This window comes from Rhodococcus sp. NPDC058521, from assembly GCF_042719695.1.
In the GTDB taxonomy this organism is placed as follows: Bacteria; Actinomycetota; Actinomycetes; order Mycobacteriales; family Mycobacteriaceae; genus Rhodococcus_F.
Genome location: NZ_JBHXNL010000003.1, coordinates 275,870 through 296,482 on the forward strand (window position 1 = coordinate 275,870; position 20,613 = coordinate 296,482).

The 20,613-nt window shown below is 63.6% G+C and carries 20 protein-coding genes; 4 read left to right on the plus strand and 16 right to left on the minus strand.

Annotation, left to right across the window (positions count from 1 at the left end; all coding sequences use genetic code 11):
• Window positions 1-56 precede the first annotated feature (56 nt).
• Window positions 57-809, plus strand: a complete 753-nt coding sequence (locus tag ACFWO3_RS07675) for a hypothetical protein (protein WP_378575670.1) — start codon at window positions 57-59, stop codon at window positions 807-809.
• A 98-nt stretch (window positions 810-907) separates the two neighbouring features.
• Window positions 908-1,150 carry a hypothetical protein gene (locus tag ACFWO3_RS07680; protein WP_378575673.1) on the plus strand — a complete coding sequence of 81 codons (243 nt, stop codon included), beginning with the start codon at window positions 908-910 and terminating at the stop codon, window positions 1,148-1,150.
• A gap of 29 nt (window positions 1,151-1,179) precedes the next feature.
• Here ACFWO3_RS07680 and ACFWO3_RS07685 read toward each other — a convergent pair whose 3' ends face one another.
• The 4 genes from ACFWO3_RS07685 to ACFWO3_RS07700 form a co-directional block, all read right to left on the minus strand.
• A complete protein-coding gene (locus ACFWO3_RS07685; protein ID WP_378575676.1) occupies window positions 1,180-2,466 on the minus strand; it encodes an RNA polymerase sigma factor in 1,287 nt (428 codons plus the stop codon).
• Complete coding sequence (locus ACFWO3_RS07690; protein WP_378575679.1) at window positions 2,439-2,861, minus strand: YciI family protein; 423 nt, start codon at window positions 2,859-2,861, stop codon at window positions 2,439-2,441. Before ACFWO3_RS07690 ends, ACFWO3_RS07685 begins: the two co-directional genes overlap by 28 nt.
• Before the next feature lie 165 nt (window positions 2,862-3,026).
• The gene (locus ACFWO3_RS07695) at window positions 3,027-4,787 is read right to left on the minus strand and encodes an ABC transporter ATP-binding protein (protein WP_378575682.1); all 1,761 of its coding nucleotides are present in this window, start codon (window positions 4,785-4,787) and stop codon (window positions 3,027-3,029) included.
• A complete protein-coding gene (locus ACFWO3_RS07700) occupies window positions 4,784-6,490 on the minus strand; it encodes an ABC transporter ATP-binding protein (RefSeq protein ID WP_378575686.1) in 1,707 nt (568 codons plus the stop codon). The genes ACFWO3_RS07695 and ACFWO3_RS07700 overlap by 4 nt, the downstream gene beginning before the upstream one ends.
• Before the next feature lie 138 nt (window positions 6,491-6,628).
• On the opposite strand from ACFWO3_RS07700, the gene ACFWO3_RS07705 reads away from it, so the two are divergent.
• Window positions 6,629-6,802 (plus strand): hypothetical protein, encoded by a 174-nt coding sequence (locus tag ACFWO3_RS07705; RefSeq protein WP_378575689.1) that lies wholly within the window; start codon window positions 6,629-6,631, stop codon window positions 6,800-6,802.
• A gap of 112 nt (window positions 6,803-6,914) precedes the next feature.
• Window positions 6,915-8,381: a trehalose-6-phosphate synthase gene (locus ACFWO3_RS07710; protein WP_378575917.1), complete on the plus strand. Its 1,467-nt coding sequence runs from the start codon at window positions 6,915-6,917 to the stop codon at window positions 8,379-8,381.
• 11 nt (window positions 8,382-8,392) lie between these two features.
• Here the strand turns inward: ACFWO3_RS07710 and ACFWO3_RS07715 are convergent, their stop codons facing one another.
• From ACFWO3_RS07715 to ACFWO3_RS07770, 12 genes are all read right to left on the minus strand, one after another.
• A complete protein-coding gene (locus ACFWO3_RS07715) occupies window positions 8,393-9,370 on the minus strand; it encodes an NAD-dependent epimerase/dehydratase family protein (protein ID WP_378575692.1) in 978 nt (325 codons plus the stop codon).
• Window positions 9,371-9,483: 113 nt separating this feature from the next.
• Entirely contained in the window at window positions 9,484-10,281 is a 798-nt protein-coding gene (locus ACFWO3_RS07720; RefSeq protein ID WP_378575695.1) for a nuclear transport factor 2 family protein, read from the minus strand.
• 2 nt (window positions 10,282-10,283) lie between these two features.
• Window positions 10,284-10,874, minus strand: a complete 591-nt coding sequence (locus tag ACFWO3_RS07725; protein ID WP_378575698.1) for a h domain protein — start codon at window positions 10,872-10,874, stop codon at window positions 10,284-10,286.
• Window positions 10,871-11,479, minus strand: a complete 609-nt coding sequence (locus tag ACFWO3_RS07730; RefSeq protein WP_378575701.1) for a hypothetical protein — start codon at window positions 11,477-11,479, stop codon at window positions 10,871-10,873. Before ACFWO3_RS07730 ends, ACFWO3_RS07725 begins: the two co-directional genes overlap by 4 nt.
• 113 nt (window positions 11,480-11,592) lie before the next feature.
• A complete protein-coding gene (locus ACFWO3_RS07735) occupies window positions 11,593-13,002 on the minus strand; it encodes an MCE family protein (RefSeq protein ID WP_378575704.1) in 1,410 nt (469 codons plus the stop codon).
• On the minus strand, window positions 12,999-14,282 hold the full coding sequence (locus ACFWO3_RS07740; protein ID WP_378575707.1) for an MCE family protein: 1,284 nt from the start codon (window positions 14,280-14,282) through the stop codon (window positions 12,999-13,001). Before ACFWO3_RS07740 ends, ACFWO3_RS07735 begins: the two co-directional genes overlap by 4 nt.
• Window positions 14,279-15,571 (minus strand): MCE family protein, encoded by a 1,293-nt coding sequence (locus ACFWO3_RS07745; protein WP_378575710.1) that lies wholly within the window; start codon window positions 15,569-15,571, stop codon window positions 14,279-14,281. The genes ACFWO3_RS07740 and ACFWO3_RS07745 overlap by 4 nt, the downstream gene beginning before the upstream one ends.
• Window positions 15,568-16,623, minus strand: a complete 1,056-nt coding sequence (locus ACFWO3_RS07750; RefSeq protein ID WP_378575713.1) for an MCE family protein — start codon at window positions 16,621-16,623, stop codon at window positions 15,568-15,570. Before ACFWO3_RS07750 ends, ACFWO3_RS07745 begins: the two co-directional genes overlap by 4 nt.
• Entirely contained in the window at window positions 16,620-17,642 is a 1,023-nt protein-coding gene (locus ACFWO3_RS07755) for an MCE family protein (protein WP_378575716.1), read from the minus strand. The genes ACFWO3_RS07750 and ACFWO3_RS07755 overlap by 4 nt, the downstream gene beginning before the upstream one ends.
• 3 nt (window positions 17,643-17,645) lie before the next feature.
• Window positions 17,646-18,818 carry an MCE family protein gene (locus tag ACFWO3_RS07760; RefSeq protein WP_378575719.1) on the minus strand — a complete coding sequence of 391 codons (1,173 nt, stop codon included), beginning with the start codon at window positions 18,816-18,818 and terminating at the stop codon, window positions 17,646-17,648.
• 9 nt (window positions 18,819-18,827) lie between these two features.
• Window positions 18,828-19,679: an MlaE family ABC transporter permease gene (locus ACFWO3_RS07765; protein ID WP_378575722.1), complete on the minus strand. Its 852-nt coding sequence runs from the start codon at window positions 19,677-19,679 to the stop codon at window positions 18,828-18,830.
• A gap of 20 nt (window positions 19,680-19,699) precedes the next feature.
• Window positions 19,700-20,464, minus strand: coding sequence for an MlaE family ABC transporter permease (locus ACFWO3_RS07770; protein WP_378575725.1), 765 nt, complete (start codon window positions 20,462-20,464; stop codon window positions 19,700-19,702).
• Window positions 20,465-20,613 lie beyond the last annotated feature (149 nt).

Sequence of the window (20,613 nt, forward strand, 5' to 3'; positions counted from 1 at the left end):
CGTTCGAGCCGTGGCCACAGAAGCCCTGTTGGCCATGGCTCGCTTCGGGTGCTTCCATGCTCGCCATCGCAATTCTCTTCGCCGTCGGCTCGGTCACGGCGCGCAACCTTCCGACTGCTGACATCCTCGCGTCCGCGGCGCTCATGGCGGCCACCTTCTCGATCGGGCCGTTTCGGCAGGGTGGCATGCACTCGCTGGCGCTCTCACGACGGGTTCGGGCCTGCGACGGGAAATACGGACCGGGCGTCCACGTACCGGCAAGCCTGGCCATCCCCTTGCCGTTCGTCGCGTTCGGACTGTTCGGCGCAACGTTGATTCCCCTCCACCGAGGGACGGGAATCGCATTATTACTCATCGCACTCGGGCTGTGGCGGTTGGTGGGTAGCGTCTCGTTGTCCATTCACACCACGGGTGTGCGGCGACGAGCACGGAACTGGCAATCGATCGGCAGCCGTGAAGTGTTCCTCACCTGGGATGAAATCGACTCGGTGAGAACGGATATCGACATCCTGCCGTTGCGCGTCGGGTCGAGACGTGACCCACTTCTGAGGTTGACACCGAAGGACCGATTGGCCCGTGGTGGCCGGCTTCGTTACGACACCGACGACAGCCTTGCCATTCCGACCAGTTACGTGGCAGCCGAACCGAACGCACTCTTCCGTGCGATCCACGATTTGAAAACTCACCCGAACCGCAGGCACGTCCTGAGCGCTCCTGCCGCCCGAGAATTGCTGCGCCCGAACCCACTTCGAGAACGACTCAGTCCAGGTGACCCCATCGAATCCGGGCATTCAGGGACGATCTGGTGAGACACGCCATCCGCACCCCTGCCCACCTCGGGTAAAGTCGCTCCTCCACACTCAACGGGGGATCCACAGTGCAGAAAAGCGGTAGTTCAGAAGTTTCGTTGCCGAAGAACGTCGAGATTTTCATCAGAATCGCGGCCGTATTCGTAGCGTTCACATTCGCCATCTCCGTATACCAAGATGGCGACACTTTCTACGACAAGGTGCTCCACGTCCTGCCGTTCACGGCCCCAATTGCGCTCGTCGTGGTGATCTGCACGGTCTTGTTCCTTCGCAGTCGATCGGCGAAGGCCTCGACGCAGGATGCAGAGGCAGATTTCGGTGAACACCCGCCGTTGACCTGACCCCGTCTCACCCGAGCTTGTCTTCGAGGTCACTCCAGGTTCGCGAGCTTTCGCGCCAAGAGTCCGCGTTCACGTTCGTTTCCGCACAACTGCTGCGCCTTCTCGAACTGGACTCGCGCTTCGTCAGCACGTCCCATCCGAGCCAAGAGTTCCCCGCGCACCGTGGGCAGGAGGTGTGAGTTCGACAGGAGTTCGGCATCTACCAACCGATCGACCACTTTCAGTGCCGCGCCCGGCCCACGAACCATGGAGACTGCCACGGCTCGGTTGAGTTCGACGACGGGCGAAGGCGCGAGTCGTCCGAGCGCTTCGTAGAGGATCACGATCCTCTCCCAGTTCGTCGCATCCACCGACGGCGCGATGTCGTGACATTCGGCTATCGCAGCCTGAAGGCCGTACACGCCCAGCCCTCGACCCACCTGCTCGGCACGAGTCAGCGCGGCACGACCTCTGCCGATCGCAGCACGATCCCAACGCCGACGGTCCTGATCCTCGAGGAGGATCGGTTCGCCGTCCGGACCGGTGCGGGCCGGAAATCTGGCCGCCGTCAGTTCGAGCAGTGCGTTCAGTCCGTGGCCCTCGGACTCACCCGGCATAAGCCTTGCGAGAACGCGGGCAAGACGTTGCGCTTCGCGCGCGAGGTCGAACCGAATGAGTTCACCACCCGAACTCGCCGACGATCCCTCGGTGAAGATCAGATAGACCACGCTGAGCACAGCACCGAGCCGCTCGGCTCGTTCCTGAACCGGTGGCACCTCGAACGGCACCCGTGCGGCACCGAGGGTCTTCTTCGCCCGAGTGATCCGGGCCTGCACGGTGGCCGTCGGGACCAGGAATCCTTTCGCTATCTCTGTGCTCGTCAACCCGCCGACGACCCGCAGAGTGAGGGCGATACTGGCTTCCTTCGACAACACCGGGTGACACGAGACGAAGATCAGTGCGAGAACGTCGTCGTCGATCCGATCCGGGTCCCACAGCACGTCCCCGTCCACCCCGGATTCCTCCCCCAGTTCACGAGCGAGCGTGGAGTACCTTTCATCCAGTGCAGCGCGTCTGCGAAACGCATCGATCGCGCGGCGGCGCCCTACCGTGAGCAACCAACCAGCCGGATTTCGTGGAACCCCCTCACGTGGCCAGGACACGAGAGCCTCCGCCAGGGATTCCTGCGCCACGTCCTCGGCCAACGCGAAATCGCCGGTGTACCTGGCGAGCGCACCGACGATGCGGGCGGACTCGATCCGCCACACGGCACCGACCTCCTCGCGGCCGGTGCCGTCGGGAACGGCGCTCAGAGTTGGCCGGTGGCTTCTCGCCACTCCCGCTCCTTCTTGATCCATTTGTTGTCCTGTGGAAACTCGTCGATTGTCGACACCCTGCGGATCTCGGCCTTCGATCCGGGGCCCGCCAACGGGGCACGTTTCGCCCACTCGACGGCCTCTTCCTTGGAGGCGACGTCGAGAATCCAGAATCCGCCGAACAATTCCTTCGTCTCCCCGTACGGACCGTCGGTCACGACCGGCGGCTGCGAGGAGTAGTCGACCACCACACCCGATGACGGTTCGGGGTCGAGGCCTTCCGCAGCCAGCAGGACTCCGGCACGGATCAGTTCGTCGTTGAACCTGCCCATCGAGTCCATGACCTCGTCGAAATCAACGTCCTGGAAGGCAGCGAAGGTCTCGTCGGTGGCGCGCATGATCAGCATGTATTTCATGGTTCCGTCTCCTTGGTTGGTCGGCCCGTCCGTGGACCGCTCGGCCATAGGTCGAACAAGATTCACCAGGATCGACATCCGCAGGAAGTTTTTTGTCGGAGCGATTCGGTCCTCGCCGTCGCGCAGCACCAGTATCGCGCCGGAACACATGTCCGGTCCCGTTATCTACGTAGAACGTTCTCCGCTGAGCTGGCGACCCTCCCACGCGGCCCACAGCTGCGCGTAGCGGCCACCGGCGGCAACCAACGCATCGTGAGGTCCCTGCTCCAGGATCTGCCCGTGCTCGAGAACCACCACCCGATCGGCCGACGCCGCCTGCGTGAGCCGGTGTGCAACCACGAGAGTCGTTCGCCCTCGAGTGGCCGCCACGGCTGCTTCCTCGAGATCGCGAGCGCCGGAACTCCCAGCCTCGGCCGTGGCCTCGTCGAGAATCGCCACAGCTGGATCCGCAAGGACCAGGCGCGCAAGCGCCAACTGTTGAGCCTGCGACGCGGTCAGCTCGTGCCCACCCTCACCGACGACGGTGTCCACCCCGGACTCGAGCGCCTGCACCCAACCGAGGGCACCGACACTCGCCAACGCTGCCACCACGTCTTCGTCCGAAGCCTTCGGCGCCGCCAGTCGGAGATCGTCCACGAGCGGGCCCGCGAACACGTGCACTTCCTGACTGACGATCGCCACGTCGGAGCGGAGGTGGGTCAGCTCGACCAATGGCACACCACCGATCTTGACCGAACCTGCGGTGGGGTCGATCGAACCTGCTGCGATCGCGGCGAGCGTCGTCTTCCCCGCACCGGTCGAACCCACCAGTGCGACCCGCTCCCCCGCTGCGATGTGCAGGTTCACACCGTGCAGAACCTCGTGCTCACCGTCGTAGGTGTGCCGAATCGACTCGAGTTCGAGGTCCGAGGCCGGCGCCGTTCGGGTCGACCGTGGACGCGACGGCTCCGCAATATCGACGACACCGACGAGCCGGGCGAGGCTCGCCCCCGCGGATTGCACCTCGTCGAAGGAGTACATCAGCATGCCGATCGGATTGAACAAACGATGAAACAGCAAAGCCGCCGCTGTCGTTTCGCCGACCGTGACCATGTCCGCCTTCACCAGGAAGAAGCCGGCAGCCAGAATCGCGGCGAGGCCTACGTACTCGGCCCGATTTCCGCGTCCGGCGAAGCGAGTGAACAGACCGAACACCCCGACCGCGAGGTCTCTGGCTTTTCCGGACGATCGATCGATGCGGTCCAGGTGCTCGTTCTCGAGCCCGTACGCGCGAACGGTGCGCGCACCCTGCATGCTGCTGATCAGCGCCTGAGAGCGCTCACCCATCGCCACACGTTCAGCTGCGTAGATCGGGGCGGACCGGGGTAGGTACCAGTGCAGGGCCAGCACGTACATGGGCAATGCCACCATGCCCGCGAGGCCGAGGCGCCAGTCCATTCCGAGCATCGTGAGGATGCTCAGCACCACGAGCATGACCGCCGCGACCAGATTGGGTATCACCTCGGTGACAGCTTTTCCGATCACCGATACGTCGTCGCCCACTCGCGCCAAGAGATCGCCTTTGCCGACGCGCTCGACGGTGTCGATCGGCAGACGCAGCGCTCGGTCGACCGCGCGCTCACGCAACGAGGCCAGTATTCGTTCGCCGAGTCGTTTCACGAGGTAGGTGGCGATACCGGTGCAGACGCCACCTACAACCGCCGCAGCCACGATGATCGCGATCACCCACACCAGAATCGACGGGTCGGCCTGTTCGCGGACACGGTCCACGAGGACGCCGAACACGTAGACCGGCACCAGGGCGAGTGCTGCGGCAGCGGCCGCGACGACCAGGGTCATCGATGCCGCGCCACGCTGCTTTCCCAACTGGCTCCGCAACCACTTCCAGGTGTCGCGCGCACTCGCGACAGGCAGGATCTCGGTCATCGCACAACCACCCTGCGGTAGATCTCGTCGGACTCCACCAGGGCCGAGTGGGTGCCTTCAGCGACGGACACGCCGTTGTCGATCACGACGACCCTGTCTGCGACGGCCAAGAGCGCCGGGCTACTCGTGACCAGCACCGTCGTGTGTCGTCCACCCGCGGTGTCGCCATGCCGTATCCCCGCGATCCCCTCTGCGATGCTGTGTTCGGTCACCGCATCCACCGCTGTCGTCGGATCGTGCAGCACGAGGATCGGCGCACGAGCCACCAATGCCCGGGCGAGAGCCACACGCTGGCGTTGCCCGCCCGACAACGAGGCACCGCGGTCGGTCACCTCGTGCGCGAGTCCTGCCGTGTGCACGGCCACCACATCGGTCGCCGAGGATGCGGTGAGCGCGCTGTGCACCTGCTCGACGTCGGCTTCCCGATCGGCGGCTCGGACGTTCGATCCGATCGTCCCCGAGAACAGATCCGCGTTGTGCGGCTCGACGAGCATCGTTCGACGGGCCTGCTCGAGGCCGGCCTCCGCCAGGTTGGCACCGCCGACCGTGAGCTCTCCGGAATACCGGTCCGGCGGCACCTGCCCCGACAGGACCGCTGCCAGAGCCTCGGCGTCCTGGGGGCGATAGGCGAGAACACCGAGCAGTTCTCCCGACGCCGCGGACAGCGACAGACCGTCGAGCGAACGGTAGCGGACGTCTCGCAACTGCAGGTCGCCGCCCACCGGCACGACCTCGGTTCCCGCAGGCAGCATCGGGTCCGCGTCGAGGACGAGCGCGAGCCGATCGGCCGAAGCCCGCGACACCGCGATCACGCCCGGCATCCGCGCGAGCATTCCCAGCGGCTCGATGAAGAACTGCGACAGGCCGACGACGGTGATGAGCTCACCGATGGTGATCCTGCCCTCGAGGGCGAACCAACCCGCGAGGCCGGCGACACACACGGCGAGCAGTCCGCTCACGGTCACGGCGACGCCCGCGTACACGCCGGTGCTCTTCGCCGTCCGCAGGGCCGCGCCGAGTGCCGAACCGCTCGTGGCGCCGTACCTCGCCGATGCCGTTGTCTCGGCACCGATGCCGCGTAGGGGTCGCAATCCGCTCACGAGATCCGTGGCCATGGCGGACACCCGCGCGACGGCCGACTGTTCTGCGGTCGCCCGCCTGGTGATCAGTGGTGCGGCCAACTGAAGCAGTCCGAGGATCACCGGGGTGCCGATCAGCACCGCGAGACCCAGCTGCACGTCGATCACGAGAAGGGCGATCGCGGATCCGAGAGCAGCCGTGAGCGCCGCAGCACCTCGCGCGACGATGTCCGCGACCCAGGACGCATGATCGGCATCCGAAGTGGAGACCGTGAGCAACTCCCCCGACCGCAGTTCCGTGCGCACCCCGCGAGGGTCGAGAATGCGCCGCGCGACCTCCACCCGCAGCGAATGCGCCTCGTTCTGCATCGCCTTCACGATGAACCGTGCGCCGGTACGCCAGGCGGCCGTGAGAACGACGAAAAGCAGCGCGAGTGCGACGAGGGACGCGACGAGCGCAGACGTATCGCCTGTCACCACCGCTCGATCGATGATGACGCCAATGGTGATCGGAACCATCGTCTCGGCCACCTGGTGCACACTCACCAGCACGGTGCCGATGGCGAGGGCGCGCCGATTTCGCAGGATCACCCGGCGGAGGATCGCCGCACCACCACTTTTCACCAGCACTCCGAATACGCCGATACCATCAACTGAGCACACCCTAACCGACTCGCGACTGGCATCTGACCACCCGATTCTCATAGAGTCGCCGATACGACCAACTACCCGCGAGGTAGCAGCAAGCCCGAGAGGAAACGCATGCCCGCGAAGACGACCGCAGACACCGACATCGCGGACGACGAGCTCGAACCCGTCGCCGACGAAACCGCACACCAGGCGCAGCGCGTCGTTGCTGCATATGCTGCGGATGCCGACGAGTGCCGGATGCTCCTGTCGATGCTCGGAATCGGCCCGGAGAGCAAGACCGACTGAAAGTCCCGTTCACTCGACCCTAAGGAAGCATGTGGCCGCCGGTCCGGAAACAACGTCAGCACGATCTGCGTCGAACGATGCGGCGAAGGACCAGGTAGCGGCGCGCGACGAGGTGTCGGGGCAGGCGACCTTCGTGGTCGTCGCCAACCGGCTTCCGGTGGACCTCGAACGACTCCCGGACGGCACCACCCGCTGGAAGCGGAGCCCCGGAGGGCTCGTCACAGCGCTGGAGCCGATCCTGCGCAGCAATCAGGGCGCTTGGGTCGGCTGGGCGGGTGTGGCCGATGCAGAGCTCGACCCCATCGTCGAAGACGGGCTCGAGCTCTACCCGGTCACCCTGAGCGCAGACGACATCGCGCAGTACTACGAGGGCTTCTCCAACGCGACGCTGTGGCCGCTGTACCACGACGTCATCGTCAAGCCGGAATATCACCGGGAATGGTGGAACTCCTACGTCGAGGTCAACCGACGCTTCGCCGAGGCGACGTCGAAGGCCGCGGCGCACGGAGCAACGGTCTGGATCCAGGACTACCAGCTTCAGCTGGTCCCGAAGATGCTGCGCATGCTCCGTCCCGATCTCAGCATCGGATTCTTTCTCCACATTCCGTTCCCCCCGGTCGAGCTGTTCATGCAGATGCCGTGGCGGACCGAGATCGTCGAGGGTCTGCTCGGCGCCGACCTCATCGGCTTCCACTTGCAGGGCGGCGCTCAGAATTTCCTGTATCTCGCGCGGCGTCTCGCCGGTCAGCCCACCTCACGCGGCACGGTCGGTGTCCGCTCCAAGCTCGGTGTCGTGCAGGTTGGTTTCCGGAACGTTCGGGTCGGTGCATTCCCGATCTCGATCGACTCCGGGAGGCTCGACGAACAGTCGAAGAGCAAGGCGATTCGCGACCGGGCGAAGCAGATTCGCGAAGAGCTGGGAAACCCCGAGCACATCATGCTGGGCGTGGACCGTCTGGATTACACGAAGGGCATCGACGTCCGGCTCGCGGCACTTCACGAACTGCTGGTCGAGAAGCGGGTCGATCCCAAGAACACGGTGATGGTGCAACTGGCCACACCGAGCCGCGAACGCGTCGAAAGCTACGTGCAGATGCGCGGCGACATCGAACGCAAGGTGTCCCGCATCAACGGTGAGTTCGGCGAGGTCGGCCGTCCGGTCGTGCACTACATTCACCGGCCCATCCCGCGAGACGAACTGATCGCCTTCTTCGTCGCCGCCGATGTCATGCTGGTGACACCGCTACGAGACGGAATGAACCTCGTGGCCAAGGAGTACGTCGCGTGCCGCAGCGACCTGGGCGGCGCCCTGCTGCTGAGTGAATTCACCGGCGCCGCAGCCGAACTCCGTCAAGCCTTCCTGTGTAATCCGCACGACCTCGACGGCGTGAAGGACGCGATGGAACAGGCACTCGATCAGCCACACGAGGACGGACGTCGTCACATGCGTGCGCTGCGCCGGCAGGTTCTCGCGCACGACGTCGACCGGTGGGCTCGCTCGTTCCTCGACGCACTGGCCCACGACGGCGCCGCGGGTCGAGCTCTCATCACTCCCGGCGAGGCGAACGAGAAGAGCTGACGCTCGGCAGGTCAGCTGCCGAGCTGCCCCGAGGACACCAGGAACGCGATCAAATCGCGAATCGTCTCTTCCGCGGGGCGCGGGTTGTATCCGATTTCCGAGCGCGCCTTCGAGCCGTCGATCCGCGGAGCAGCGAGAATCGCGGACATCGCTGCCTTCGACAGCACGTCCGAGCCCAGCTTGGCGCCGATCGGCTCGAGAATCGGGATCACCGCGTTCAGCACCCCGGCAGGGAGGCTGAACACCGGGCCGCGACGGCCCGTCACATTGGCCGCGATCCGCATCGCGTCGGTCAGTTGAAGCATGTGTCCCGAGAGAAAATAGTTCTCGCCCGTCCTGCCCTTCTCCCCGGCAGCGATGAGACCCGCCGCGACGTCGCGAACGTCCACGAAGTCGAATCCGCCGTCGACGAATGCCGGAACCCGGCCGCGTGCGGCGGAGCGGAGCAATCCGTTCACGCGGGACAATCCGTAATCGGCCGGTCCGTAAACGCCTGTCGGATTACAGACAACGGCGTCGAGACCCGCGTCGACAACCTCTCTGAGTTCGATTTCGCCCTGCCACTTCGAGCGGTCGTAGACCGGCAGCGCGGGGTCGACAGACCGCGCGCTGACCTCGGAGAGTGATCCGCCGCAGTTCTCCTGATCGAACGAATGAACGGAGCTACAGTGCACCATCCGTCGAACACCTACTGCCAGCGCGGCCTCCGCGACGGTTCGCACTCCCTTGGTGTTGATCTTCCAGGCCAGTTCGTCCTTCTGCGCGAGAGTGATCATCGCGACGAGGTGGTACACGACCTCGGCGCCGGCGAGCGCCTTCTCCATCGACGCGGGGTCGAGCACGTCTCCGTCCACCCACCTGACGCCCGTTTCGGTCGCGTGGACCGGGCGAACGCGGTCGATGGCGGTGACTTCATGGCCTTGGTCCACCAAGAGATCGACAAGGTTGGTACCGACGTAGCCTGCGGCCCCTGTGACTGCGACCTTCATGAACGACTCCCTGCACTAGGTCTTGGCCTTGACGATCCACGCGGGGGGGTGCGTCGAGCCTCGGCCTTGGCCTACCCGAGAGTACTAGAACTTGTTTCAGTTAGGAAGGGGGGTCATTTACGGTTAGTCAGCATTTGTACAGCTTCGATCTTTCGGCCTCGCGGCCCGAACTCGAAAAGGATCACTCCTGCTTCGACCTCGGACTCGATCGAGGCGGTAACGAATCTACCTGCACATATAACTTTGCTCCAGGTAACGGAGCCAGCTAGTTCCACGAACTGAGCAGGTGTGACGGCGGCGCCCAGGGGATACTCCAGAACAGCGTCGTCTGCCAGCAGCCCTTCGGCTAGATCCACCCGACCCTGCTGCACCGCAGAAAGGAAACGCGTTGCAGATTTCTTGCCATGCCTCGAGACTCGGACAAACCCACGCATGAAGCCGACGGCGCCACTCGGACCCAGGTTCGACACCAACTGTGGCGTCAGCTTCGCCGAGGCCAGCAGCCCTTTGCTGCCGGCGAGCATCAACTGCGTGATCATCGACGGAAGTTCCCAGTGCGCGTACAAACGCGCGATCTTCAGATTTCCGTCCGTACGTTCCGCCACATACCGCAGGTGCATCGGGACCTTCAGCGTCGCACCCGTGGACATCACGGTCGTCACGTGCAGATCTCTGACGATCGTCATGCCGCACACGATGTCGCGGTCCACATCGAAGGAAATCGTGTTCGGCCCGATGAACGTGTCGTAGAAGGGCCCGATGGAGGCTACCCCGACATGCGGTGCCGAACCGACGGGATCGTTGACCTCGGCGTCACTCGTGAACAGACTCAGCCACGCGTCGCGATCGTGAACGGCCACAGCCTTCGGCGACCCCTCGACGAGCTCGACGAGTTCGCGCGTATTCGTCACGGCTACACCGGTTCCAGGTTGTTGACCAGCCATCGGCCGTCCACTTTGTCGAGTCCGATCTTCACCCGGCTACCCGATGTCTTCGCTTCGGGAGCATCTGCGCTGGTGGTGATCTGGTTGAGATAAAGCAGGACCGAAGCGTGTTCCGGCTCGGCAGAGATGACCCCGCCTGCCTGAACGGTCACCTGGACGGTGAGCTTCTTCTCCTGTGCACCGGGAACGATCACATCGTTGATCAGCTTCGTGTAGTCCTCACGAAACGACCCGGTGAGCCCGTCCGAGGCACTGGTCAACTGATCCTCGGCGGTATCGAAGTTGTATGCGAGCATGGCGACCGCCTGTTGGCCTGCCACGTCGACGACTTCTTCCCGGGTCTGCTCGACCTGCCGATCCTCGCGGTAGGCCAGACCCTGCCACACGACCAGTCCCACGAGCACGAGTACGAGAACTCCCGCCAGTGACGCGAGAACCGTCTTTCGTGTGTTCTTTCCGCCGGTCGGCGCACTGTCGGTCGGCGCACTGTCGGTCGACGCACTGTCGGTCGACGCACTGTCGATGGCCGGCACCTCTGGCGTGCTCTTCTCTTCGGTCACGGAACGAACTCCAACTTCGATGCCTTCAACTTGCCGTCCTCGTCGACCACGGTCACCCGCATCCGGAAATTACGGTCCGCGGGCTCGGGCTGATCGGCACTGCTCACCGTGGTCTTGGCCGCAACCAGAACAGTTGTCGGGCCGTCGGTGAAGTCCTCGATCGCCGCTTCGACGATGTTGCCGTCGGTCTTGACCTGGCTGTCCTGGACCACGCTGACGAACGGATCGCGCCTGCCCTCGAAATCCTCACGGAACTCACCTGTCGAACCGTCGATGATCCGCGCGACGTCCTCCTGTGCGGACTCCGGATGGATCGTGGTCAGATTCAACACCGCCTGCTTCGCAGCGTCCACGTACTCCTGACGCTTCTCGTTGTCCGCCTGCACTTGATAGCGAAGAACCGCCAGAACGACAGCGGCCGCAATCAGGGCGACGACCAGGACGCCGGCAAGTCCGGCAAGCGCGAGCGACTTCGGTGACCGCTTGCTCTTCGGAGGCTCTTCGCCCGCCGAATCGGACAGCGGCACAGCCTTTCCATCCGACTTGTCCGTATTCGTTGTGGCCGGAGTCGCGGCGACGGTTTCCGCGCTCTTCGAGTCGTTCACACCGCCCGGTGCACCCGCGTTCCGGACCGCACGTCGACGCTGCCGCGGTTTGGAAGTGTTGTCTACCGTGGAGGAATCTGCAGCTGGGGCCGAAAGGGAGTCGGTCTTCGAACTCAACCCAGCTGTCCTGTCATCATCGTCTGCCACGTCGGGTCCTTTCTCGGCGATCCGGACGTCAGGTTCGGTTGGCTGTATGCCTTGCCATCCGACCCTCTGAAGCTTCCTGAACCCGGGTCGTACGGGACTGCCGTTGCCGGCACATCTGAGGAGCCTTCGTAGGAACTTGGGACTGTCGTGTACGAGGGTACATCCGGCGGCATGCTGGGCCCGGTGGGCGGATTGTTGCCCTCGGCCACATAACCTTCGCGGCACGCCTCCGGGGACGGACCCCGCCTGCCCGGGTACTCCATGCACGGTAGATTTCGGGCACCACGAACGACGCTCGGGTCGTCGTGCGCGGTCTTGCAGAACAGATCGCTCGGAGTGGGGATTACCTCGGTTTGAGTTCCGTCACGGCGCTCCTCGGGGGGCAAGAATCCGGTGACACACGGCGGCGGATCATGCAGTGCCAGAGCAAAGTCCACGATCGCGCCTTCGTCCAGCGGGCCGCCGGTGGCCGCCGTGGTCAGCGCCGCCGTCAGTGGCGGATACAGAACGAGGATCTGCTCGATGCCGGGGTGGTAGATCACACCGACCTCGCCCACACTCACCAAGTTCGCCAGCAGCAGCGGCAGGGTGGGGCGAAGATCCTGGAACAGTGCGTTGGCTTCCTGCGCCGCTCCGGGGCCCTTCTCGAGAATCGATCGCAGGTTCGGATCACTTGCCCGTACCTGATCGGTGAACGTCATCAGATCCTTGGTCCACGAGCGAATCGCGTCGCTACTGACCTCTTGCGTCTCGAGTAGCGGACCGACCTGATCGATCAGGGTCTTGGTCGCATCGACATTGGCGTCGGCCTCCTGCACGAAGAGCCGGGCCGAATCGATCAGGCGCTGAAGGTCCGGGCCCGCGCCGTTGAACGCGAGAAACGCTTCGTCGATCACGGTGCGCAACCGAGTGTCCGAAATGCTCGCGAGCAGTACGTCTGCCTGGTCGAGCATTTCTCCGACGTCCTGTGGGATTGCCGTGCGGTCCTCGGGAATCACGTCGCCGTCGGCGAGCTCGGCTCCGTCGGACGACCGCGGAATCAGATCCACGTACTGCTCGCCGACTGCGGACACGCTCTTGACGACCGCGTCCACATCGGCCGGAACCTTGTAGCTGCTGTCGATCGACATCTTGGCTTCGACACCGTCGGAATTGAGGGTGACCGCGTCGACCACACCGATATTGGTGCCGCGGTACGCGACGTTCGCGCGTTGATACAAACCGCCCGTCGACGCCAGCTCAGCGGTCACCTCGTAACGGCCGATCCCGAACATCGACGGAATCTTGATGTACTGCAACGACATCACCACGAGCCCGATCACCGTCAGGATCGCGAAGATGATCAGCTGTATGCGCACGAACCTTGTGAGCATCATGGTGTCGGTCCCCCTCCCAGTCCCGGAATCCCCGGGATCGACGGTAGCCCCGGAATCAACGGCGCAGGCGCTGCGGCCGGCGCCTTGGGCGGTGTCGGGGTCGAATCACCCTGCGGGGCAGGGGCGGGCTCGGGTGCTGCCGCCGGTGGCGGTTGCAACGGGTTTCGCAGCGGGTCTCCGGTACCTGCTGCCGGACCGGCCAGCGACCCGATGGCACCTTCGACGCCACCCAATGTGCCGCCCAACCCCGTACCGGTGAGGAAGTTGTTGTCGATCCGCTCGGGTGTCATGTCGATCAGCATCATGAGGTTCGCGTAGTCGCCCTTGATCGCATTGTCCATCGTCTTCATCGGGAACGGGTAGGTGAGAGCCAACGAGAGGACGTCGGTCAAAGCACTGCCCGAGTCCGCCAGTTCACGCAGAACCGGGGTCAGATTGCGAAGATTCGCTTTGAGGTCCTCACCGCTCGCGTCGATCACCCGGGTCGCGGTATCACTGAGATTGCCCAGCGAGACCAGCGCATTGGTCAGATTCTGCCGCTGTCCGACCAAGACCTGCAGAGCAGGCGGGATGCTGTCGAGCGCGGCGGTCAGGGTGTCTCGTTGTGCGTTGACGGTTCCGGCCAGTCGGTCCATTCCTTCCATGGCATTCACGATGTCGCCACGCTGCTGATCGAGGCTCGTCACCAGGCGGTCGAGTTGAGGCAGCAGGTCTCGGATCGACCCTTCCCGACCGTCCAGGGTCGCATTCAATTCCTCGGTGATGTCCTGGATCTGAGCGATGCCGCCGCCGTTCAGAACCACGGAGAGGGACGACAGTGTCTGCTCGGTTGTGGGGTACGCTCCGGCGCGCTCGATCGGAATCACGTCGCCGTCCGCGAGAACACCTTCGGGGCTGGTATCGGCCGGCGGCGCCAACTCGAGGTGCTGCGAGCCGAGGAGGCTGGTCTGCCCGATCTTCGCCGTCGCATTGGCAGGCAGTTCCACCCCGCCGTTGATGGAGACGGTGACCATGGCGTGCCAGTTCTCCACGTCGATACCGGTGACCGATCCCACCGTCACGTCGTTCACCCGGACGGGTGAGTTCTGTGACAGCGTCGTCACATTCGGCATCTCGATCTTCACCGTGTAGGCGTCGTCTCCCTGCCCCTGTGTTCCGGGCAAAGGCAGCGAATTGAGTCCCTCCCACTCGCAGCCGGTGAGGGTGACCGTCAACGCGGTCGACAATGCGGCGATCGCCACGCCTCTACGCGCTCGGCCCGTCGTGACTCGACGATTCATCGTCCACCTCCCGGCTGCAGCAAGTCCTCGAGTCCCTTCGGGATGCCCACCGCGGGAGCCAGGTCCAGCGGCGCCGCATCCGGCACCTTCGCCGTACGAGGCGGCACCTCACCGGCCAGACTCGGTGGGCTGTAGCTGATCTGATCGGGGAAGGCGTTGGTTCCAGCGACCGGATTGGTCAGAATCGGGAGGTAGTTGTTGGTCAAAGAGTTCAGTACCGGCGACAGATACTGCGCACACAGGTCGGCACTCTTGTCCGAATCGTTGGCCTCGATACCCCGGATGGCACCACACATGAACTGCACCGGATTCGCGAAGTTGGGGAAGGCTACCGAACCGACCAGCGAACCTTGGGCAGGCTTGTAGATGTTGTTGAAGTTGGCCAACGCGGTAGGTGCCACGTGCAGGACCTTTTCGAGATCCGGACGATGGTCCGCAAGAACCTGAGTGGCTTCCGCGAGACGTCCTACCTGCTCGGTGAGTGCGCCTCGGTTCTCCTTCACGAACCGGTCGACGTCAGCGAGGGCGACATCCAGATCGGCCAGGGCCTGACCCAACTCGTCCGAGTTGGTCGCCATCAAATCCGATACGGACGCGAGTCGACCCTCGAACTGAACGATCTGCTGATTGCTCGACGACAGCGCGGAGACGAAAGTCTGCAGGTTACGCACCGTGCCGAAGAGGTCGGTGCGGCCGTCGGACAAGACCCGCATCGTGTCCGAAAGCTCCCGCAACGTATCGCGAATGGTCTGTCCGTTGCCGTCGAGGTTGTCGGCCGCGGTGTCGATGAAGTTCCCGAGTGAACCCTGCGGATCCGCGCCCTGCGGCCCGAGTGCATCGGAGAGCTTGGTGAGTTCGGTCTTGATCTCGTCCCACTCGACCGGCACAGCCGTGCGCTCGACGGGAATCTCACCGCCGTCTTCGAGCTTGGGGCCGCTCTCGTAGACCGGGGTCAACTGGACGAACCGGCCCGACACCAAGCTCGGCGCAACGATGACGGCCTTGGCGTCGGCCGGAACATCGACCGACGAATCCATGTACATGGTGACTTTCGAATAGTCGCCACCGGGCTCGATCTTGTCGACTCGGCCCATACTGACGCCGAGCACTCGTACGTCGTCACCTTCGTACAACCCGGTGGTGCTCGGGAAGTATGCGACCACCTTGTTCTTGCCCAGTCCGGGCAGGAAATACACGGCTGCAGCCACCACCACGGCGACGACAAGTAACCCGGCGGCCAGTGGAGCCAGCCACTTCTTGCGTGATTTCACAGTGTTCGTCTCTGTCATCGTGTCGGATCCTTGAACTCGATACCGGGCGCGGGGTCGACCAACGACCGCAGGTCGTCAGGCAGGTGTTCCGGCCACGTCACGGCATCCGACAACGGCTGCAGGAATTTCTGCACACCTACGTTCTGCAGGTATGCCATGAAGAACGATCCACTACCCACGGCCTCACCCAGGGACGTCGCATAGGGAGCGAGAGCCTCCAACGCTTGCCCTACATTCTCCTTGTTCTTCTGCAGAATCCCGACCACGTGATTGAGCTGATCCAGCGTGGGCTTCATCTGCTCCTGGTTGTCCAGAACCAAGCCCGAGAGCTGCCTCGACACAGAGGAGACGTTCGCGATCAGCTGACTGATCGCGTTACGCCGACGATCGAGTTCGGCGAACAGCTCATTGCCGTCGACGATCAATTGATTGATCTGATCGCTGCGATCGGCCAAGATACCCGTCACGTCCTCTGCGCGAGACAACAACTGCTGGAGGCTCTCGTCGCGCGAGTTGATGCTCTCCGACAGGCGTGTCATACCCTCCAGCGCGGTCCGCAGCTCGGGCGGCGTGTTCTCCAGGGCCCCCGACATCGAGTTCAGCGCATTGTTGACCTGGTCGGTGTCCAGTTCGGACACCGTGGTCGTGAGGTCGCCCAATGCATCGTTGAGCGAGTACGGCGAATTCGTGCGATCGAGTGGGATGGTGCTCCCGACGTCCAGGGTTTCGTTTCCCCGCGGAACGATCTGCAGAGACTTACGTCCGAGCACCGTGTTCGTCTTGATGTTCGCCTCTGTCGCATCGCCGAGAGCGATTCCGTCCTCGATGGTGAAGGTGATCGCGACGTGCTTGTCCTCGAGCTCCACGTCCGTGACCTTGCCGACTTCCACACCGGCGAGACTGACCTCGTCACCTTCGAGCAGACCACCGGCATCGGCGAACTCGGCGGTGTAATGCGTTCCACCCGAGATGAACTGGAGTTGGTCGTACTGCAGGGTCGCGATCACGATCATCGCGGAGACGGCAACACCGATGATGCCGACCTGGACGGGATTGCGTTCTGCTTTCATGAGTTCGGCGCGCACCTTCCCGTGTCCTGTGCCCCCGGCATCTTGACGACCATGTCCTGCCCGTTCGGTGCTCCGAACTTGAAGTTGGCACTACAGACGTACATCTGAAAGAAGCTGCCGTAGGTGCCGAGCCTGATCAGCTTCCGGTAGGACGCCGGCAGTCGTTCGAGCACCCAGTTGATCTCGTCTTCACCCGCATTGAGCTGGGTGGCTGTGCGATTCGCCTCCGCAATTGTGCTCTGCAGCGGCGGCCTGACTCCCTCGAGCAGTTGAGCGAGATCGCCAGTTGCCGTGGCCATCTTGGGGATTGCCTCACCGATCGGGTCCTTGTCCTGCGCCAGACCGCTGACCAACTGCTGCAGCTGGTCGAGGGTGGACTTGAACTGGTCCCCGCGATCGTTGATCGTCCCGAGCACTTCGTTGAGGTTGTTGATCACGTCGCCGATCAGCTGGTCGCGATCCGCAAGGGTGTTGGTGAAGGAACTCGTACTTCCGAGCAGTGACACCAACGTGCCACCTTGCCCCTGAAACACCTGTACGAGAGCTTCGGACAGTTTGTTCACCTGTGCTGGATTGAGGGAACGAAGGAGCGGTTTGAATCCACCGAGCAACAGGTCCAGATCGAGTGCGGGAGAGGTGTTCTCGACGGGAATCGACCCCCCGTCTGCCAACTGCTCGGTCGACCCGGCACCCTCGAGCAGTTCCATGTAGCGGTCACCGACGAGGTTCTCGTACCGAACCGTTGCCTTGGTACCGTCGAAGAGACTGTACTTGGTGTCCGCTGTGAACTCGACCGAGGCCAGATTGTCGTCGTCGATATCGACGCTCTCCACTGCCCCCACCGGCACACCTGCGATGCGCACCTTGTCGCCCGGCTCGAGACCGGAGACGTCGGTGAACGTGGCGTGATAGTCGTTCGAACTCGAGAATCGGTACTGACTGAAGACCAGCGCCAGTCCCGCGAAGATCATGGCCATCACGGTCGCGAAGATCAACAGCTTGATCGAAACACTTCTCATCGCCTACTCCCCCTGTTCCGGGTAGACGCCGGCGAACAGGATCTGGAACAACTTGGGCACACGCGGCTCCGTTTTGGTCGACGGAACGAAGGGCACCGTTCCCGTGTCCGTCACGACGAAGTCGGCGTGAACGTTCGGGTCTGGGTTGGGCAATCCCCAGCAGTTCGGGCCGCCGGTCGCGTTCACCTTGGGGAGGTCGCGTGGGTACTCGTACGCATCCATGCCGTACATGAAGCTGGCATTGAGCGCGATGCCTTCCTGGTTTCCACCGAAGATCGCCTCACCGAGCGGACGTGCGTTGTTCAAGCCCTGAATGAAGCAGGTGATGGCAGGTGAGTATTCGGCGAGCAGGTCAGTGGTCGGTTCGAGGAGGTCGAGCGCCGACACCAGGTTCTGCTCGTTCTCGGTGATCACACCGTTCGCGTTGTCCGCGAGACCGATGACGTTGAGGAGCAAGCTGTCCAGGTTGGCCTGCTCATCGACCACCGTGTTGCCGATCGCCGTGACGTTGTCGACGGTGTGCAGCAGGTCCGGCGCCGTATCGGCGTAGAGATTGGAGACCCGTGCGGCCTTGGCCAGGTCCTCCTGCAGTTGCGGCAGGCTTGGGTTGATTTTTTTCAGGTACTGGTCTCCCTGTTCGAGCACCTGGCCGAGTTCGTCACCTCGACCGCGAAGCGCGGAGGCCACGGCACCGAGGGTGGCGTTCAGCTTCTCGGGCTGGACTTGGGCGAGTACGTCGGACAGATGCTGGAAGACGGTGTTGAACTCGACCGTGACGCTCTTCGATCCGATGGTCGCGCCCGCGCTCAGATGCTTCGACGACGGATCCTTCGGCATCACGAAGTTCACGTACTTGGCGCCGAACACGGTCGTCGACTTGATCTCGACCTCGGAGTTGGCCGGAATGAGCGACATCATGTCGGGTTTCATGTCCAGGTTGAGAATCGCGCCTTCTTCGCTGTGCTCGATCGAACCGACGCGACCGACTTCGACGCCGAGGAGCTTCACCTTGGCGTCGGGTTCCATCACCAGTCCGGCCCGGTCGGCAGTCACCGTGACCGGGGTGGTCTTGGTGAATCCGCCGGAGAACATGGTCAGTGCCACGGCGACGAGCGCAACGAGGCTACCGACCATCACCAGAGCGGCCAGCTTCTTCTTCCAACTCGAATCGGTCATCGGGCGCCCCTATCCCGAGAGGTTGAAGTTGCCGGACCCGCCGTAGATGGCGAGTGAGATGAGCAGGGTGACCGTGACGACGGCGATGAGCGACGACCGGACGGCATTGCCGACGGCGACACCGACGCCGACGGGACCGCCGGTCGCGTTGAATCCGTAGTAGGTGTGGATCAGCATGATCGCGATAGCCATGACTATGGCCTGCGCGAACGACCACAAAATGTCCGTGGGCATCAGGAAGGTCGAGAAATAGTGGTCATACACACCGCCCGACTGTTTGTAGAGCACGACGGTCGCGAAGCGACTGGCGATGAACGACGCGATCACCGCGAGTGCATAGAGCGGAACGATGGCGATCATTCCCGCCATGACACGGGTGCTGACCAGGTAGGGCACCGACGGAACGGCCATGACCTCGAGCGCGTCGATCTCCTCGGACACGCGCATCGCACCCAGCTGAGCGGTCGAGCCCGCGCCGATCGTGGCAGCGAGTCCGATGCCTGCGATGACCGGCGCCGCGATGCGAACGTTGATGAAGGCAGCGAAGAAGCCGGTGAGGGCCTCGACGCCGATGTTGCCGAGCGAGCTGTAGCCTTGAACGGCGATGGTGCCGCCGGTGAACAGCGTCAGGAAGCCGACGATGACCACCGTTCCACCGATCACGGCGAGCGCGCCGGTCCCCATGCTGATCTCGGCGATGAGCCGCAACGTCTCACGGGGGTAGTGCATCAGGGCGCGCGGCGCCGAACCGATGGCGCGCGCGAAGAACAACGCCTGTTCGCCGACCCGGTCGACGGACCGAGATGCCCTGGAGAATCTACGCCGAGTCCGCGGAAAGCGGCCGGCTGCTGCGAGTGCCATTTATCCCACCACCATGTCGATCACCCGTCCGTCAGCTTGAGGCCGACAGCGGTGACGAGAACGTTGACGACGAACAGCGCCATGAAGGAGAACACCACGGTCTGGTTGACGGCATCGCCCACGCTCTTGGCGCCGCCGCGGACGTTCAGTCCCAGGTAGGCGGCCACGAGGCCGGCGATCATTCCGAACAGACCGGCTTTGACTTCGGAGATGATGAGCTCACCGAATCCGGTGAGCAGGGTGATGCCGTTGACGAACGCTCCGGGGTTGACGTCCTGAACGAAAACGGAGAACACGAAGCCACCGAAGATGCCGATGGTGCAGACGAGGCCGTTCAACAGCAGTGCAACAACCGTCGATGCCAGAACACGCGGGACGACGAGGCGGTGGATGGGGTTGATTCCCAACACCCGCATGGCATCGATTTCCTCGCGAATGGTGCGGGCCGAGAGGTCGGCGCAGATCGCGGTTGCACCGGCGCCTGCCACGATGAGGACCGTGACGATCGGGCCGACCTGGGTGACGGTTCCGAGTGCGGCGCCCGCGCCGCTGAGGTCGGCAGCGCCGATCTCCCTCAGGAGAATGTTGATCGTGAAGCTCACCAGCACGGTGAAAGGGATGGCCACCAGAACGGTGGGCAACATCGACACCCGTGCGACGAACCAGGCCTGATCGACGAACTCACGCCGCTGGAACGGCCGGGAGAACACGGCACGGAGGGTCTCCGCCGAAACCGCGAAGAACCCTCCGACCGCGCGCAACGGCACCTCGAGGAGGTCTACCATCCATCCTCCTCATTCATGTTCCGACGCAGAGCCGCTCGAAATTCCATGTCCAGTCCTCCGGAACGGCCTGTGACCCAGGTCATATTAACTAGAACGTGTTCATGTGTCAAAAGTGGCCTGCATCACGATTGCAATCGCACACGGATCGC